Genomic DNA, 16,578 nt, shown 5'->3' with positions numbered 1-16,578 from the left:
AGCTTATTTAATTCCATCTTTCAGTGCTTTACCAGGCTTGAAAGCCGGGATTTTGCTCGCTGGGATTTCCATTTGCTCCCCAGTTTGCGGGTTACGTCCCATACGTGCGGAACGCTCACGAACTTCGAAGTTACCAAATCCAACCAGTTGGACTTTATCACCACTTTGCAGGGCGCTGGAGATTGCTTCGAAAACAGCGTCAACCGCTTTTGTAGCATCTTTCTTTTGCAGTTCTGTTTTTTCAACAACCTGTGCGATCAGATCAGTTTTGTTCATGTGTATTCACCTCCTAATGCAAATATAAGCTTCTCCACTTGCTACTTTGGTTTTCGCATTAACGAAAATATAGGTAAACGCCGCGGAATTTTCGGAATATGGACTGTACCAGCTATCGCCGGGACACAGAACACACCTATAGTAATACAGCTACCCCGTAATTTCAAGCGTTTTACGCTTTTTTTATCGGATACCACCGAACTGCTAAATACTACCAGTCGCTCAAATCGTCATTTTGCTGCTCCATTTGTTTGCGGATAGCGGCTTTGAGGCGATCTTCCGGTATACGAACAACGCAGTGGCCTGTCACCCTGGCCTGACATCCCAAACGTATGTGCTCCTCCAGAGAGGCTCCCAGCTTCCGGCTCTCCACTGCTCCCGGCGGGGAAAGCGAGATTCCTTCGACTGGCTGATCTTCCGGTAAAACGGTCACCTTGCACATAAGACAGGCAGCTCTGCCGTCACAACGCACGGGAAGATGTACCCCTGCACGCCTGGCAGCCGCCAGCAGCGTTGCTCCTTCCGGCACGAGCACCGATTTGCCGGCAGGCCAAAATTCCACCTGACCTTGCTGTCGTCCAGACATTGGGATTCCTCCTCTTAGTTATTGATTCCGGCCAACTTGTGAATGCGCTGAATCATCTGCGGATGAAAACCATTTGCAGCAATAATCTGCTTCACCAGCGCAGCATGGCGCTCTGGCTCGGCAGTCATCTGCTCGGCGATTCGTTCGTAGCGGTCCCGCCGATCTCTCAGCAGGTTAAAGACCAATTCATGTGCCAGAGGCATAATTGCTATCTCATGGCTGCCGAGTGTAATCATCTGCGCATGATCATACAGACTTTTATCAATATGTACCCGATAATACGATTCCCGCGCCCGTACTTCAAAGTCTCCGACCAGCTCGACTTTATAGTCTCCCGCCTGATAATGGCTCAGAACAGAGCGATACATTCTCGTCTCGTTCAATTCCGGACCATCCAGTACCAGAGTATGGACCTGCAGCTGCTCATGGAGCCTCTGTATCGTGCTGCCATCTGCATACAGATCAATATCACGGGGCGCCTCATCCAGTGGGATTCCCTGCAGCAGCAGTCCGCAGCTCCCGCCCAGCAGCCAGTGTGTATCCGTACTGCCCTGATCGAGCCAACGTGCGATATCCGTAAGTGACTGCTGCAGCTTCGAATGCGGCTGCAAATAGTGTTCAGGATTATACATTGTGAATATGCCCCCTCTGCATTCAGACCTGTACAAAAAGAACGACAGGATTCCCCCTCGTTCTCTGTACGTCTGACTCCATGTCAGATCAGGAATGCCACTGTTGCCAGATTTCCAGCTTCATGGATTCCATCTCATTTTTGGGATCTCTTCCCATTAAGGCTTCGACCGCTTCACGCGGATCGCTTTGTTCAAACAGAACACGGTACAGCTGCTCGGCAATCGGCATCTGGACATTGTACTTGCGGGACATATCGTGCGCCACCTGCGTCGTACGTATGCCTTCCACCACCATGTTCATGGAATTCATCACTTCTTCCAGTGACTTGCCCTGACCCAGCATATAACCTGCTCTCCAGTTCCGGCTGTGACGGCTCGTACCGGTTACCATCAGATCACCGATACCCGCGAGACCGGCAAAAGTCAGCGGGTTCGCCCCCATTTCACTGCCGACCCGGACCATCTCAGCGATACCACGTGTTAAGAGTGCCGCTTTGGCATTATCCCCATAGCCCAGTCCATCGGACATGCCTGCGCCAAGCGCGATAATGTTTTTGAGTGCACCTGCCAGCTCTACACCAATCATATCCAGATTCGTATACACCCTGAAGTATTCCTCATTCATGAAAAGAGTCTGGGCAGCTGCAGCCGCTCTCTCATTACGCGAAGCGACCACTACGGTCGTCGGCATCCGTTTGACCACTTCTTCAGCATGACTCGGTCCCGAAAGAACCACAATATTAGATTCCTTGGCACCGAGCTCCTCGCTGATCACAGTGGACATGCGTTTGAGCGATTCGGTCTCAAATCCTTTGGTTGCATGAACACACAGCATATCTTCATGATAAAAAGGTTTGAGCTGACGGCACACTTCACGCATCGCTTTGGAAGGCGCTACGATAATGACCGCCTGGGTGTCTCTCATCGCTTCGGCCAGACTGGATGCAGCGGTGATATTATCCGGCAGCACTGCCTCCGGCAAGTATTTGCGGTTCGTATGCTGTCCGTTGATCTCGCTCGCCTGCTCCTCGCTGCGCGTCCACAAAGATACCTGCAGCCCGTTATCTGCCAGGACACAGGCAAGCGCTGTGCCCCAGCTTCCCGCTACCAGAACCGTTACCTTATCAGACAACTTCGCTTCCTCCCTTGTCCGCTTTTGCTCCGATTTTATTTTCCGTACCCTTGAAGATCCGGGACAGATTCGCCCGGTGACGCCAGACTGCCAGCGCCCAGATGATGACACTAACTGTTATAATTGGCGTCGAATATCCCAGGAACAGCAATATGATCGGCGTCAGCGTAACGAAGATCAGAGAGCCCAGCGATACATAGCGTGTGAACACGATAGCCAGGATGGCCACCACACCAGCGGCCAGAGATGGCAGCAGACACAGGGTAGCCAGTACACCAATCGTGGTAGCGATTCCCTTACCTCCGCGAAAGCGGAAATAAATCGGCCAGTTGTGGCCCAGAATCGCTGCAATTCCGCACAATGCCGGAACCCAGTAGGTAGGAGAGGATGATAGCCATACTCCCAGCCATACCGCTCCTACGCCTTTGAGTGCATCCAGCAGTAGTACCGTAACTGCCGGGCCTTTACCGAGCACACGCAGCGTATTTGTTGCGCCTGCGTTACCGCTGCCATGATCACGAATATCGATTCCTTTCATGCCTTTGGCAATCAGCACACTAAAACTGATGGAACCGAGAAGATAACTCACTATGATGGCTAAAACCGATACAATCACAAGCTTCTCTCCTTAATCGTCCGATGATTTGCGACGTGTAAAGATACGGATCGGCGTTCCTACGAAATCAAAAGCCGCCCGGATTTTATTTTCCAGATAACGCTCATAGGAAAAGTGCATCATTTCCGGCTCATTGACAAATACGATAATGGTAGGTGGTTTTACCGCTACCTGGGTCACATAGTTAATGCGCAGACGTTTCCCTTTATCGGTTGGAGGCGGATTGATCGCAATCGCATCCGAAATGACATCATTGAGCAAATGCGTCGGAATACGCAGTGAATGCTGCTCGGCTACCTGCTGTACAACAGGCAGAAGCTTGTGAATACGCTGTTTGGTCAGTGCAGACAGGAACACAACCGGAGCATACTGCATAAACAGGAAGTGATCACGGATATTGTTCTCGAAATGCTGCATCGTTTTATCATCTTTCTCGACAACATCCCATTTGTTTACAACGATAATGGCGGCTTTACCCGCATCATGTGCATAACCGGCAACGTGTTTATCCTGGTCGATGATGCCTTCTTCACCGTTGATAACCATCAGGACTACGTCCGCACGCTCAATCGCTTTCATCGCACGCATGACGCTGTATTTCTCGGTATTCTCGTACACTTTACCGCGTTTGCGCATACCTGCCGTATCGATCAGTACATAACGCTGTCCATCCCGTTCAAACGGAGTATCAATCGCATCGCGTGTCGTACCGGCTACATTGCTGACGATAACGCGCTCTTCGCCCAGAATGGCGTTAACGAGTGAAGATTTACCCACGTTAGGACGCCCGATCAGAGCAACACGAATCACATCGTCGCCGTACTCATCTTCTTCCAGCTCAGGCAGATTGGCCACGATGGCATCCATCAGATCACCCATACCGCTGCCATGGCTGCCGGAGATACCGATTGGATCACCGAAACCTACATTATAAAATTCATAAATATCATCCATCCGGTTCATGTTATCGACTTTGTTGACAGCTACGACAACAGGCTTGCGGGAGCGATACAGAATCTGTGCCACTTCCTCATCGGACTGGGTCAAACCACTTTTAACGTCACACATAAATACGATCACATCCGCTTCAGCGATAGCGAGCTCCGCCTGCATCCGGATCGATTTGAGCATCATATCTTCGCCATCCAGTTCAATACCACCGGTATCAATTACGCTGAAAGGCTTGCCATTCCATTCTGAAGTTCCATATATCCGGTCACGGGTTACCCCCGGGCGGTCTTCTACAATTGCCAACCGGTCACCGATCATCCGGTTAAATACCGTTGATTTACCCACATTCGGGCGTCCAACGATTGCTACTACGGGTCTTGCCATAGGTTTTTTCCTCCTGTTCTATCTTTCCGTTAATCATCATAGCAAAAAACCATTGCCTTGGCTAACATTATGATGAATTTTAACGTCAGTGAAAAGCAATAATCGGCGAACCCATTACGGATTCGCCGATTATCTGGTGAACTTAGCCGTTGAATCCTCCGCAATAATCTGGTGGACTGTACGGGTTAAGCCCTGAAATATTTATGCTGGTTAAGTGAAAGTAGCAACGCTAGCGCTTGCTCGGAACCACCCTGCTAGACAGTAACCTTGAACCGTGGTTTCTCTGGAGCGAATGAAATTTGCATTTCGGATTTGCTGTAAGAGATGGTGGGTTAAAGTTATTGTCTATGCGTAGTGGTCATACGTCTAAACGGCATTGAAGCGTTGCCGTTTAGGGAGCAAGGAGGGCGCTTGCTCTTGCATCCAATCTAAACGGCATTGAAACGTTGCCGTTTAGGGAGCAAGGAGGGCGCTTGCTCCTTATTACTTAAATTTGCTTAGTTTATCGCCGAAGAGGTCGCCCAGGGTTACGTTCATGCCCTGGTTGCTCAGAGATACGTTAGGGTTGTTCAGCTCTTCTTGTTTCGGAGCTCTGTTACCCTTGTTGCTGTGTTCTCTAGGAGCTTTTGGCTCATCTGCAGGAGCTTCTTCGGTTTCTTTGATGCTCAGGCTAACGCGTTTTTCGCTAGGATTTACATCCAGTACTTTAACGGAAACGGTTTGGCCTTCTTCCAGTACTTCTTGCGGAGTACCGATGTGTTTGTGGGAGATTTGGGAAATGTGAACCAGACCTTCCACTCCTGGAGCGATTTCAACGAATGCGCCGAAGTTCACCAGGCGTTTTACTTCACCGGTTACTACATCGCCAGTATGGAATTTCTCTGCTGCAGTCTCCCAAGGACCTGGTTGAGCTGCTTTGATACTGAGGCTGATTTTGCCTTTTTCAGGATCAACGCGCAGAACTTTTACTTTTACTTCGTCGCCTTCGGACAGTACGTCAGCTGGCTTGTCTACATGTGTCCAAGCGATCTCGGATACGTGTACCAGACCATCTACGCCGCCTACATCAACGAATGCACCGAATTGAGTCAGACGCTGTACAGTACCTGTCAGCTCCTGGCCTTCTTGCAGGCTTTCCATAATTTTGTGCTTGTTGGACTCGTATTCCGCTTCCAGCACTTCTTTTTGGGACAGGATTACTTTGTTGTTTTCGCGATCCAGTTCTTTTACTTTAACGCGAAGTGTGCGGCCTTTGTAATCGCTGAAATCTTCTACAAAGTGACGCTCTACCATGGATGCAGGGATAAATCCGCGTGCGCCCACGTCAGCTACCAGTCCGCCTTTTACAACATCGGATACAGTAACTTCGAATACTTCACCGGATTCAAAGCGCTGTTCCAGTGTTTCCCATGCGTTCTCACTGTCGATCGCACGCTTGGACAGAACGAGAGTTTCTTTCTCGTCGTTGATGCTTACAACTTTGCATTCCACTTCCTGGCCCACTTCTACAGCTTCAGAAGCGCTGTCTACGTGTACTGAAGAAAGTTCACGGACTGGAATAACACCGTCATATTTATATCCAATACTTACATAAGCTTGATTATCATCAATTTTGACGATTGTTCCTGTGACAGTGTCACCTTTCTTCACGGAGACGATCTGATCCATTGCCTCCTGGTTTGTAACTTCGGTAGTTTCTTGGTTATTATTTTCTTCCGACATGTCAATACCCTCCTCGATTCAAACCCCATTTATTTAAACTCGCAGTAATGCTGAGTTCAAAACACATTCATTGATTTTCACGGATAATTTTACGGATAGCTTCCATAATTTTCTCCGTTGCTTCTTCAGCCGTACCTGTCGCATCTTTGCCTTTGTAAGCGGAAAGGTCGACCGGTGGACCATATACAACCTTGGTTGTACGAAAAAGCTTATAGTTTCCAATAATCGCAGCCGGAATTACTGCCGCATCACTCCGCAATGCAAAAGTTGCAGCGCCACGCTTGGCAGCTGCTGCCTGAGAATTGCGCGTACCTTCAGGGAAAATCCCCATTATACCGCCTTCACGCAAAATGGTGAGCGCAGTACGGATCGATTCCTTGCTGATGCCGCCCCGTTTGACCGGAAAAGCGCCAAGTCTTGCAATAATCGGTCCCAGTACAGGAGCATGGAACAGTTCTTCCTTGGCCATAAAGCGAACCTGGCGTTTAATCAGGATGCCTACCATGGGAGGATCCAGATTACTGATGTGGTTGGAACAGAGCAGCACGCCACCTTCCTGTGGGATATGCTCCAATCCTTCAGCCTTGATGCGGAACAGAATGCGATAAAAAAAGCGTATAAGAGCGCGAATGAATCGATAGAACATCATTGGACTCTCCCTGCCATTGTAGTATGGGCCAGCATCAATATGTGATCGGATACTTGATCGATAGACATCGACGTTGTATCCAGTACCACCGCATCATCTGCACATACCAGCGGAGAAAATTCACGTTGCTCATCCAGCTGATCCCGTTCTGCAATCTCGCGTTCAAGCTGCTCCAGTGTAATACCCTCCGAAGCATCCATTTCTGCATACCTGCGTCTGGCACGTTCCTGCACAGTTGCTGTCATAAAGATCTTCAACTCTGCATCTGGAAGCACATGAGTACCGATATCGCGTCCATCCATCACAACGCCTTTACGCAAAGCCATTTGCCGCTGTAAAGACGATAGCTTTACTCTCAGCCCCTCGATTTGCGCATATCGTGACACAATCCGGTTCACGGTCAGACTACGAATATCTGCAGTTACATCCGCTCCATTAGCCAGGACCTTCTGTCCCTGTTCATCAGGTATTAATTCAATCACCAGATTTTGTGCTTCTTGAAGCACCTTTTCGGCATTTTCAGGTTCAATATTTAATTGAAGCATATGCCATGTGACGGCGCGGTACATTGCTCCCGTATCGACATATACATAGCCAAGCCGCTTCGCGACCATACGTGCAATTGTACTTTTCCCTGCGCCGGCAGGTCCATCAATCGCAATGTTGATTTTCCCGTTATGTTCTAACATTTGGCGTTCCAACCGGGAACTCCCCCTCAACCATCATACTCCAACTCAATAAAAAAGCAGGCATTGCCTGCGTCAAGCAAATTATAACACAGTCCCCTAGAACATGCAAAAGCGTACAGTCACCCAGAGGGTTCGAAAATCGATTTACTGCTTACAACAACAAGCAATCCGTTTTGGGCGATTGGTATCCGATACGGCACTTCAGCGCTTGTGTCCACCTTCAATTGGCTGTTCCCAAGGGCTGACAACCAGAGCATACTGCCTAAGCGCGTTGTATCCTGCAGAACTACTCCCCAAATGATATCTTTCTCTGATTGATAGTACTCAAATCAATATGCAGCTGTATTCCGTTCCCAGCACCGCCAACTATATTTATTATAAATAAAACCCGCCGTCCGGATCTATTGTCCGACTGCGGGTTTTATTGATGCGTCTATTTACGTATTCATTTCCTCTTCCCTTTTGACAAACCGGAAAGGTGAACGGTTATTCGCACGTGCAATCTTGATCATGCCGCCGTACCAGAGGAACAGCATCAGCGGTATAATGTACCACATCCAGTGCTGGGTAACCGTCTGGAGGATAAAGTCATATACACCATGCCAGAATAGTGGCAACACCAGCGCACAGGCGAGAAACAAGCGCCGTTTGCGCGAGGTGGCGGTGAATTTGGCTTTGCCTACATAGTATCCCATGATGACACCGAACAATGCATGTCCGGATACCGGCAGCAGACCGCGTGCCAGCAGCGACACCACCGACATCGAATTATAGAGCGCATAAAGCACATTTTCCAGTGTGGCAAATCCGAGTGAAAGAGCAACAGCATAGACAATTCCATCATAAGGCTCATCAAATTCCGTATGGTTGTACAAAATATGATAAATGATAAACCACTTGGCTGCTTCCTCTACACCCGCAGAAATCAGAAATGAGAAAACATACGGACTTTCTCCAAGACCGAGTACCATTGCCCGCTGAATAATCATGATCGGAAATACAATAGCAATTCCGAGTAGAAAAAATTTGATCACCAGATGAAGCGGTTCGGTGTCATATTTATCCTTGAGATAGACATATACAAGCAGTGCAATACCCGGAGCTATTGCAGCCATCAGAATTGAAAATAAAGACACCCAGATTCCCCCTCATCGATTTATAGCCTGACCACCGGTTGATGTGCCGTTATGTGCAACATACGAAATAGGAACTCCTTCCGGCCGGTTCGGACTATTTATTAAGCGAAGGAAATACCTGGATGTCTTGATTTCATTCAGTCATTACGCTTGAAATGGTTGCAGATAATCTCTACCGCATTTTCCGGCATAACCACTTTACCGTATTCTTCCAGCATAGCTTCGGTAACCGAAGTAGCATCACCAAACTCAGCCAGTACAGCAATCAGGGCTGCGTGCTTGGACATATCCACTTCAGCAGGATCAAGGGTGAACACCCACTGATCTTTGTAATGATACAGTCTTCCAGCCTCCGTTACGTTCTGGGAAAGCGTATGCGCCGCTTCGATCAATGTCTCGAAGTCCTTGAAGGCATAGGCGATAAAATCGGTCTCTTCCAGAGTAACTTCCATCTCGTATATCTCATCAGCCAGATCATCTTCGTTCATGGTACCCAGATGCTGATCGTATTTACCGCGAGTTACTATCACTACCATACCCTGTGCAGGAAGCGCGAATACTTCGACCGCCAGTGGACCGGTAGCATCAAACCCAAGCTCCGTATAAGCCTGGTCCATCATTTCAGTGAACAGGTCGTGCACTTTTGGAATCTCCTGCCACATATCTTCTTTTTGAATCCCGCGCTCAGTGAGATCATCAAAAGTAAGGAAAATCCGTATTTTGTCTGAGCTCAATCTTTCTATTTTCATGATAGGATCCCCCTTGAAAACATAGGTTGTGATCACGCATAATGCGTGTCATCCATTCCCTATTCATATGGTTTAAATATAGCAAGGCTATATTATATATGTTACCATTTATTATCCTTAAATGCACGTAATAAAACGCTTTGCACATAATTATGATTGTAAGCGTTTTATCATTATGCGGCTGATTCATTTGTCTGCTTTTTGGGTTATTAGGCATTTGTATGCCCAAATCACATAGAAAATTTATACAAGAGTTGATTTTTTATGCCGATTAGGGATTTAATTTACATAGGCGTACTGTTGTCCGCTGAATAAATACATTGGCTCTGCAAAAGTCATTTTCACGGACCTCAGCGGCTTGGTTACCGAAAATACAGACAGAAAAGAGCGTGAAATGAATGGGTAAGAAAACTGCGGGCTGGCTGCTCCTATCCGTGCTGATGTTATCCGCATGCAGCAACCAGACTACTGCCGGCGATACGGGTGCAAATCAGGCTCCTGCCACACCAACCGTCACTACAGAACAAAGCGCCGAATCCGGCACGACACCACAGAGCACAGCCAAAGGTACGACTGCCACCGATTCAACGGAAGCCAAAGCGCAGGAAGGCAGCAGTAAGCCGGCTGAAGATGTCAAGGCCGAAGCACCTGCAAGCTATACATATCATATGAACAAAAACTATGATATTGTGCCGAATAAAGAATCGGACAAAACGCCAAAAAAAGTCGTTCTGCTGACTTTTGACGATGGTCCAAAAGAAGCGAAAATGATCAACAGCATGATGGATACGCTCGACAAGCATCATGCCCGTGCCATTTTCTATGTAAACGGCAGCCGTGTCAAGCAGCATCCGGAGCTGCTCAAACTGATTCATGATCGCGGAGGCGTGATCGGCAACCATACGTATGATCATATCGTACTCAAAAATGAATCAGCCGCCAAAGTAAAGCAGCAAATTGAAGACACCCAGAAAATCATTGAAGAAACGATTAATATCACTCCACGTTTCCTGCGTCCGCCTAATGGAGCAGGCAATGATGCCGTGCATGAAGTCGCTGCCAAAAACAATCTGATGTACATGAACTGGTCTGTAGGCTCACTGGATTGGGTCAACCAGGATGATCCCCAGGCTGTCATTACCAACGTGATGGATCAGCTGCATTCCGGCAGTACCATTCTGATGCATGAACTGCCATGGACAGTGGAAGCACTGGATGAGCTGCTGACCAAGCTGGAAGCCAAAGGATACACTTTTGTCGATCCCGATACAATCGAGCCGGAAATGCGCTAAGCAAACAACATATCGACATATAAAAACGCAGAGCTGCGGAAACATCCGCACTCTGCGTTTTTGTATTTTCAATATTGTGGATCAAGCAGCTGTTGGCTGTTCAAATGTATTACCAATTATTGCAGAAACAGACTTTTGAATTTGTCCCAGCTCAGCATAAAGCCGGAAAGCTTGAAACCCCACCAGAGCAGCATACCGGTCAGTACCACAAACATGAAGATCAGATAGCCATAAAAGAACTTGGCTAACCTGATTTTGCGAGCCGGATAGATGGTGCTGCGTGGCGCATATTCCTTTTCGCCCTCTTCCTCTTCTCCTTCGCCCTGCTCTTTGCCTTCTGCCTCAACAGATGGATTCACTGGCTGATACGCTGACTGCCGTACGGTTCGTGCTGAACGCTTGCTGCGACCGGCAGGTAACTTGATTCGTCCGCCGATCAGCAAACCTTCATCCCGATTGCTGCCAAAACGTTCTATTCTGCTTGTATCCCTAGTTGTGCTGTAACGTTCCAACCTGCTTAGACGTTCGCTCATTTTTCCCTCCGCAACGAAATAATCAGACCGGATATCAGGTCAATCATAAAATGACATAAAATGGGTGCCCATAATGTACCGGATTCAATATAAATATACCCAAGAGCGTAGCTGCTGACAAACACCCAGCCAGTCGGAATCCAGTGGCGCAGATACCGAAAGTGAATAGCTGCGAAAATGATGCTGGTCCAGTACGGTCCAAAGGCGTGCTGAATGGCTCCACGAAACAAAATTTCTTCACAGATGCCGACGATCAGGGTAATAATCACGATATGCCAGATCGGCCGGTTTTTGAAAATCATTTCGTTAATCCCGCCGTCATCCATACTGCTCTCCGGAATTACTCTGGAAATGAACAGATCGGCCAGCAGCATCGCTCCAGCGAGTCCAAGCCCCCACCATACAAACTGCAGATTGGTCGGCAGCTGAAGCAGCAGAAACGGATTGCGTCCCTGCAGCCATATCCAGATCAGGCCAACGAGCAATGTAAGTCCCTGGGTCAGATACAGATTGGCGAGCAGCAGCTTGTCAGTCAGCTGTTCGGGCTGTACACGTTTTAATTTAAATGATCGAAACTTGCCTTTTTTCATAATCACAATCCTCTTGGTCAAGCATTGAGCCGGATGCCCGCTTTCCATTAATAAAATTCATTATAGCATGATATTCACCAAAGCAAATAATCCTCTTGCCGGTTTCGTTCGCTGTTCCCAGCTATCCGGCGTGATCGGGTTGATATATAGACCGCTGAACCTATTTTAGGCAGTCAGATATAATTATGCTGTATTTGATTACGCTTCTGGGATACAATAGGATTCAACAGAGCATAATACGTATATTCAATCACTTTTCACATTTAATATTCGTGTTTGATTCCAAAATACGTTATTGACATGGTATGTAACCCATGGTACATTATGAAAAATTAAATTACTTTAACGTCTGTGAAGGAAAAAAATTGCACTCTGGTTTTCAGAGAGCCGGTGGTTGGTGCAAACCGGTAAACCGATTGTATATTTTGAGCGTTCCTGAGTCACTGTATTGAAATTGGAGTAGGTACAGTCGGGTGATTCCGTTATGAATCGGGTCAATTGATTTGACCATAAGGCTGTTTCTTGTGAGAGAACAGCGAATTAGGGTGGTACCACGACAGCTCTCGTCCCTTGACTACAATCGTAGTGTGCGGATGAGTGCTTTTTTTGTATAATTTTTGCTTTTGTGCGTTAGTGCGTTTGTTCGGTAATTAAATGGAGTCAGGATCATCCGGGATATTAACATTTGCAGCTGTCTGTCAGCGTCCGTGACAGAGGCAAATGTTTATATAAAGCACAACCTGTACAGCCAACAAGGAGAATGACAAAAAAACAAAGAATGACCATTTTGGAGGAGGAAAGAAATAATGTTTAAGGTACTGGTATCTGATCCAATTAGCGATCTGGGGATTCAACAACTGATGGATGTTTCGGACATCACGGTAGACAAAAAGACAGGACTGAGCGAAGACGAATTGACTGCTATTATCAGCGAATACGATGCACTGCTCGTACGCAGCCAGACGACGGTTACAGCCAAAATCATGGAAGCTGCAACCAAGCTTAAAGTCGTGGGACGTGCAGGTGTCGGCGTCGACAATATCGATCTGGAAGCCGCTACCCAGCGCGGCATTATCGTCATCAACGCACCGGACGGTAACACGATTACAACCTGTGAGCATACCTTTGCCATGATGATGGCTCTGGCACGCCATATTCCACAGGCCTATGCCAAAACCATTAACGGTACCTGGGACCGCAAATCTTTCCTCGGGGTCGAACTGCGTAACAAAACACTGGGCGTACTCGGTATGGGCCGCATCGGCAGTGAAGTCGCCAAGCGTGCCAAAGCATTTGGTATGGATATTCTCGGCTACGATCCATTCCTGACTCAGGAGCGTGCCGACAAGATGGGTGTCAAGCTGGCCAGTGTGGATGATATTCTGCAGCATGCCGACTTTATGACAGTGCATACACCACTTACGCCGGAGACCAAGCATATGATCTCGACACCGCAATTCCAGATCATGAAAAAAGGAATGCGTATCATCAACTGTGCCCGCGGCGGCGTCATCGATGAGCTGGCACTGGTAGCGGCGATTGATGAAGGCATTGTGGCCGGAGCGGCCTTTGATGTATTCGAGAGCGAGCCACCGCAGGCGGATCACCCTTTCCTGAATCATCCAAGCATTATCGTAACGCCTCACCTCGGCGCTTCCACGGTGGAAGCCCAGGAAAACGTAGCGATCGATGTATCCGAGCAGGTACTGCATATTCTGCGTGACGAGCCGTTCAAAAATGCGGTCAACATGCCTCCTGTCGCTGCAAGCGTCATGAACAAGCTGCAGCCGTACTTTGGACTGGGAGAGAAGCTGGGCAGCTTTGCCGCTCAAATCTCCGTACAGGCGATCCAGGAGATCCGTATCGACTATGCGGGCGATCTGTCCGAAGTGGATACCCAGCCGCTGACCCGTTATATTCTGAAAGGCATTCTCTCCCGTCATCTCGGTTCGGAAGCGAATATCGTCAACTCGCTTCATCTGGCCAAAGTGCGTGATCTAAATGTGATTGTTACCAGTGCTCCATCGACCAAAGGCTTTACCAATCTGATCACGGTGAGCCTGAAAGGCCAGGATGGCAGTGATCAGCGAATCTCCGGTACCCTGCTGAGCGGTTATGGGGAGCGTATTGTCCGCATCAATGATTATTCGGTGGATGTACTGCCTGCCGGTCACCAGATTCTCGTATCCCATACGGACAAACCCGGCATCATCGGTAATGTGGGCTCCCTGCTCGGTCAAAAAGATGTCAATATCGCCTCCATGCAGGTTGGACGGAAAATTGAAGGCGGCGAAGCGATCATGATCCTGACTGTGGACAAAGATGTACCGAAGCAGGTACTCGTCGAGCTGACCAGCCTGCCAAACCTGAACACTGCGCAGGAAGTCGTGCTGGCCTAACAGATCATGGACTCTGCCTATAACATGTACTTTTACAAATAAACATACTAAAAAAGCTCCTGCACCGGATAATCGGCAGGAGCTTTTTTATATATTCAATCCCGGTCTTCATGATGCACAGGCAGCCGCAGGGTAAATACAGTTCCCTTGCCTACCTGGCTGTCTGCCGTAATGCTACCCTGATGGGCTTCGATAATATTGCGCACGATCGCCAGTCCAAGCCCGGTACCACCGGATTCTCCACGGACTCTTGCCTTGTCCGCCTTGTAGAACCGCTCAAAAATAAACGGCAGATCTTCCAGCGGAATGCCTGCACCCGTATCCTGGAAGGACACACGAACATTGCTGTCTTCCACCGCAGCGGTAACGGTAATGGTGCCACCAGCCTGTGTGTGGCGGAATGCATTGTCCAGCAGATTGGTAAATACCTGCTCCAGCCGATCGGCATCCGCTTCCAGCATCAACGGCGTTTCATCACGAACAAAATCCAGCTCCAGCTCGCGTTCCTTGGCACGTACGGAGAACTTGCGGTACACCCGGTCCATCAATTCATTTAGATTCATCTGCCCGAAATTCATGTCCGTGTGCCCGGCCTCCATTCGCGACAGATCCAGCAGATCCTGTACCAGCCTGCTCATGCGCAGGGATTCATCGTAAATCACCTGCACCAGTTCATTGCTTTCCTCCGGTGAGGAAGCCATGCCATCGAGCAGTGCTTCACTGTAACCCTGAATCATCTGCAGCGGCGTTCGAATCTCGTGCGATACATTGGCGACAAAGTCGCGGCGCATTTTCTCTGCCTTGACCTCTTCGGTCACATCGCGCAGCACGGATACGGTACCGCGCACATCCTCGCCCGAGTACAGCGGCGTCATATTGACGGCCCATACCTGCTGCTTGACATGGATATTGGAGCTCTGATCCTGACGTTCCCGGATGACCCGCTCGAACATCGGATACAGCGGTTCCGGCACTTTGGAAGCGGCCGCACCGCTGCCATCCTCCTGACCTTCCCAGCCGGCTTTGTGCCAGCTGTCCATGATCATTTCGCCGAGCGGGTTATGCAGGATCATATTGCCCTTCTTGTCAAAGGTAATTACACCATCACCCATGCTGCGCAGTACGCTCGCCATCTGTTCCTTTTCCAGCTGCAGATTCTGGATATTCTTTTCCAGTTCCTCGGCCATATGGTTAAAGGCGCTTGCCAGCTGACCAATCTCGTCACCAGTACGCAGCGCCAGGCGTGTATTGTACTTCCCTTTGCGGATGCCGTCTGTCGCCTGAATCAGCTGCTGCATCGGCTGCGTTATCTTGGTCAGCAGGAACAGCGCAAAAAAAGTGGTCAGCGCAAATCCGATAATCGATACATACGTAAACAGCCTTTTGATCGCGTCTGAATTGGTAAAGTTGGTATCAATATAAGGCAGTAAAAACAACCCCAGTGTCAGCAGGACACAGGCAACCAGTCCACTGATCGTTAGCCACAATTTACCGACAAGCGTTCTCCAGAAGTCCACTTATTTAGGCACCTCTAACTTGTAGCCTACCCCCCAGACGGTCGTGATCATCGCGGCAGAATCGGGAGAGACTTTATTCAGTTTTTCACGCAAGCGCTTAACATGGGTGTCAACGGTACGCAGATCACCGAAAAATTCATAGTTCCATACATCCTTGAGCAGTTCTTCCCGGGAAAATACTTTGTCCGGCGACGAAGCAAGGAAGTGCAGCAGTTCATATTCCTTTGGCGTCAGACTGATCTCATGGCCGCTTGCCGTCACCCGGTGTGCGTCGTGCTCAATAATCAGGTTCGGGAACACGATATTGTTGCTTGAATTGTTTTCCTGAGACAGATAGGCGGTCGCCGATGAACGACGCATGATCGCCTTGACCCGGTAGATGACTTCACGCGGACTGAACGGCTTCACCACATAGTCGTCAGCACCCACTTCGAAGCCCTGCACGCGGTTCACCTCTTCGCCTTTGGCTGTCAGCATCAATACCGGTGTGGACTTGGATTGACGCAGACGGTTGCAGACTTCAATTCCGTCGATTCCCGGCAGCATCAGATCCAGCATGATCAGACCATAGTCGTCAGCAAGAGCTTTGCGCAGCGCGGTTTCACCATCTTCGGCTTCTTCGATTTCATAACCTTCTTTTTCCAGATACATGCGCAGCAGACGGCGAATGCGTTCTTCATCATCCACTACGAGAATACGGTTCAATTGTTCACTCATTTCCTAAA

The 16,578-nt window shown here is 48.7% G+C and carries 17 protein-coding genes and 1 other annotated feature; of the genes, 2 read left to right on the top strand and 15 right to left on the bottom strand.

The window, feature by feature from the left end:
- Positions 1–3: 3 nt before the first annotated feature.
- The 11 genes from WH45_RS14085 to WH45_RS14035 form a co-directional block, all read right to left on the bottom strand.
- Positions 4–276, bottom strand: a complete 273-nt coding sequence (locus tag WH45_RS14085; RefSeq protein ID WP_017814387.1) for an HU family DNA-binding protein — start codon at positions 274–276, stop codon at positions 4–6.
- A 211-nt stretch (positions 277–487) separates the two neighbouring features.
- Positions 488–862 carry a 2Fe-2S iron-sulfur cluster-binding protein gene (locus WH45_RS14080; RefSeq protein WP_046215008.1) on the bottom strand — a complete coding sequence of 125 codons (375 nt, stop codon included), beginning with the start codon at positions 860–862 and terminating at the stop codon, positions 488–490.
- A 14-nt stretch (positions 863–876) separates the two neighbouring features.
- The gene (locus tag WH45_RS14075; protein ID WP_046215007.1) at positions 877–1,494 is read right to left on the bottom strand and encodes a hypothetical protein; all 618 of its coding nucleotides are present in this window, start codon (positions 1,492–1,494) and stop codon (positions 877–879) included.
- An 88-nt stretch (positions 1,495–1,582) separates the two neighbouring features.
- Positions 1,583–2,626: an NAD(P)H-dependent glycerol-3-phosphate dehydrogenase gene (locus tag WH45_RS14070; protein WP_046215006.1), complete on the bottom strand. Its 1,044-nt coding sequence runs from the start codon at positions 2,624–2,626 to the stop codon at positions 1,583–1,585.
- On the bottom strand, positions 2,619–3,242 hold the full coding sequence (plsY, locus tag WH45_RS14065; protein WP_046215005.1) for a glycerol-3-phosphate 1-O-acyltransferase PlsY: 624 nt from the start codon (positions 3,240–3,242) through the stop codon (positions 2,619–2,621). Before plsY ends, WH45_RS14070 begins: the two co-directional genes overlap by 8 nt.
- A 12-nt stretch (positions 3,243–3,254) precedes the next feature.
- On the bottom strand, positions 3,255–4,577 hold the full coding sequence (gene der, locus WH45_RS14060; RefSeq protein ID WP_046215004.1) for a ribosome biogenesis GTPase Der: 1,323 nt from the start codon (positions 4,575–4,577) through the stop codon (positions 3,255–3,257).
- Positions 4,578–5,060: 483 nt separating this feature from the next.
- Complete coding sequence (gene rpsA, locus WH45_RS14055; RefSeq protein WP_046215003.1) at positions 5,061–6,299, bottom strand: 30S ribosomal protein S1; 1,239 nt, start codon at positions 6,297–6,299, stop codon at positions 5,061–5,063.
- A gap of 67 nt (positions 6,300–6,366) precedes the next feature.
- On the bottom strand, positions 6,367–6,945 hold the full coding sequence (locus tag WH45_RS14050; RefSeq protein WP_046215002.1) for a lysophospholipid acyltransferase family protein: 579 nt from the start codon (positions 6,943–6,945) through the stop codon (positions 6,367–6,369).
- Positions 6,945–7,649: a (d)CMP kinase gene (gene cmk / locus WH45_RS14045; RefSeq protein WP_407668027.1), complete on the bottom strand. Its 705-nt coding sequence runs from the start codon at positions 7,647–7,649 to the stop codon at positions 6,945–6,947. Before cmk ends, WH45_RS14050 begins: the two co-directional genes overlap by 1 nt.
- Positions 7,650–8,074: 425 nt before the next feature.
- Positions 8,075–8,773, bottom strand: a complete 699-nt coding sequence (gene prsW, locus WH45_RS14040; protein WP_046215001.1) for a glutamic-type intramembrane protease PrsW — start codon at positions 8,771–8,773, stop codon at positions 8,075–8,077.
- 137 nt (positions 8,774–8,910) lie between these two features.
- A complete protein-coding gene (locus tag WH45_RS14035; RefSeq protein WP_046215000.1) occupies positions 8,911–9,522 on the bottom strand; it encodes a genetic competence negative regulator in 612 nt (203 codons plus the stop codon).
- Positions 9,523–9,920: 398 nt separating this feature from the next.
- Here WH45_RS14035 and WH45_RS14030 point away from each other — a divergent pair, with 398 nt between their 5' ends.
- Positions 9,921–10,814: a polysaccharide deacetylase family protein gene (locus WH45_RS14030; protein WP_046214999.1), complete on the top strand. Its 894-nt coding sequence runs from the start codon at positions 9,921–9,923 to the stop codon at positions 10,812–10,814.
- Positions 10,815–10,930: 116 nt separating this feature from the next.
- On the opposite strand, the gene WH45_RS22885 is transcribed toward WH45_RS14030, so the two are convergent.
- Together WH45_RS22885 and WH45_RS14020 are read right to left on the bottom strand one after the other, a co-directional pair.
- On the bottom strand, positions 10,931–11,347 hold the full coding sequence (locus WH45_RS22885) for a hypothetical protein (RefSeq protein ID WP_052723785.1): 417 nt from the start codon (positions 11,345–11,347) through the stop codon (positions 10,931–10,933).
- Positions 11,344–11,937, bottom strand: a complete 594-nt coding sequence (locus WH45_RS14020; protein WP_046214998.1) for a CPBP family intramembrane glutamic endopeptidase — start codon at positions 11,935–11,937, stop codon at positions 11,344–11,346. Before WH45_RS14020 ends, WH45_RS22885 begins: the two co-directional genes overlap by 4 nt.
- A 342-nt stretch (positions 11,938–12,279) precedes the next feature.
- Positions 12,280–12,511: a binding site (T-box leader), on the top strand.
- 232 nt (positions 12,512–12,743) lie between these two features.
- Between WH45_RS14020 and serA the strand changes: the two genes are divergently transcribed.
- Positions 12,744–14,336 carry a phosphoglycerate dehydrogenase gene (gene serA / locus WH45_RS14015; protein WP_046214997.1) on the top strand — a complete coding sequence of 531 codons (1,593 nt, stop codon included), beginning with the start codon at positions 12,744–12,746 and terminating at the stop codon, positions 14,334–14,336.
- Between the two features lie 95 nt (positions 14,337–14,431).
- Here the strand turns inward: serA and WH45_RS14010 are convergent, their stop codons facing one another.
- Positions 14,432–15,853 carry a HAMP domain-containing sensor histidine kinase gene (locus WH45_RS14010; RefSeq protein WP_046214996.1) on the bottom strand — a complete coding sequence of 474 codons (1,422 nt, stop codon included), beginning with the start codon at positions 15,851–15,853 and terminating at the stop codon, positions 14,432–14,434.
- Positions 15,854–16,570 carry a response regulator transcription factor gene (locus tag WH45_RS14005; protein ID WP_046214995.1) on the bottom strand — a complete coding sequence of 239 codons (717 nt, stop codon included), beginning with the start codon at positions 16,568–16,570 and terminating at the stop codon, positions 15,854–15,856. It lies immediately after the preceding gene.
- Positions 16,571–16,578: the final 8 nt, after the last annotated feature.

Origin of the sequence: Paenibacillus wulumuqiensis, from assembly GCF_000971965.1 — a bacterium.
Classification (GTDB): Bacteria; Bacillota; Bacilli; order Paenibacillales; family Paenibacillaceae; genus Saccharibacillus; species Saccharibacillus wulumuqiensis.
The sequence above is the reverse complement of the archived record's forward strand: the minus strand, read 5'-3'. Positions and strand labels throughout refer to the sequence as shown.

Coding starts and splice junctions, on each gene's coding strand:
- WH45_RS14075 (WP_046215007.1), bottom strand. CDS start 1,494: ATGTATAATCCTGAACACTATTTGCAGCCGCATTCGAAGCTGCAGCAG.
- der (WP_046215004.1), bottom strand. CDS start 4,577: ATGGCAAGACCCGTAGTAGCAATCGTTGGACGCCCGAATGTGGGTAAA.
- WH45_RS14020 (WP_046214998.1), bottom strand. CDS start 11,937: ATGAAAAAAGGCAAGTTTCGATCATTTAAATTAAAACGTGTACAGCCC.
- WH45_RS22885 (WP_052723785.1), bottom strand. CDS start 11,347: ATGAGCGAACGTCTAAGCAGGTTGGAACGTTACAGCACAACTAGGGAT.
- WH45_RS14005 (WP_046214995.1), bottom strand. CDS start 16,570: ATGAGTGAACAATTGAACCGTATTCTCGTAGTGGATGATGAAGAACGC.
- rpsA (WP_046215003.1), bottom strand. CDS start 6,299: ATGTCGGAAGAAAATAATAACCAAGAAACTACCGAAGTTACAAACCAG.
- WH45_RS14085 (WP_017814387.1), bottom strand. CDS start 276: ATGAACAAAACTGATCTGATCGCACAGGTTGTTGAAAAAACAGAACTG.
- WH45_RS14050 (WP_046215002.1), bottom strand. CDS start 6,945: ATGTTCTATCGATTCATTCGCGCTCTTATACGCTTTTTTTATCGCATT.
- serA (WP_046214997.1), top strand. CDS start 12,744: ATGTTTAAGGTACTGGTATCTGATCCAATTAGCGATCTGGGGATTCAA.
- WH45_RS14030 (WP_046214999.1), top strand. CDS start 9,921: ATGGGTAAGAAAACTGCGGGCTGGCTGCTCCTATCCGTGCTGATGTTA.
- WH45_RS14035 (WP_046215000.1), bottom strand. CDS start 9,522: ATGAAAATAGAAAGATTGAGCTCAGACAAAATACGGATTTTCCTTACT.
- WH45_RS14080 (WP_046215008.1), bottom strand. CDS start 862: ATGTCTGGACGACAGCAAGGTCAGGTGGAATTTTGGCCTGCCGGCAAA.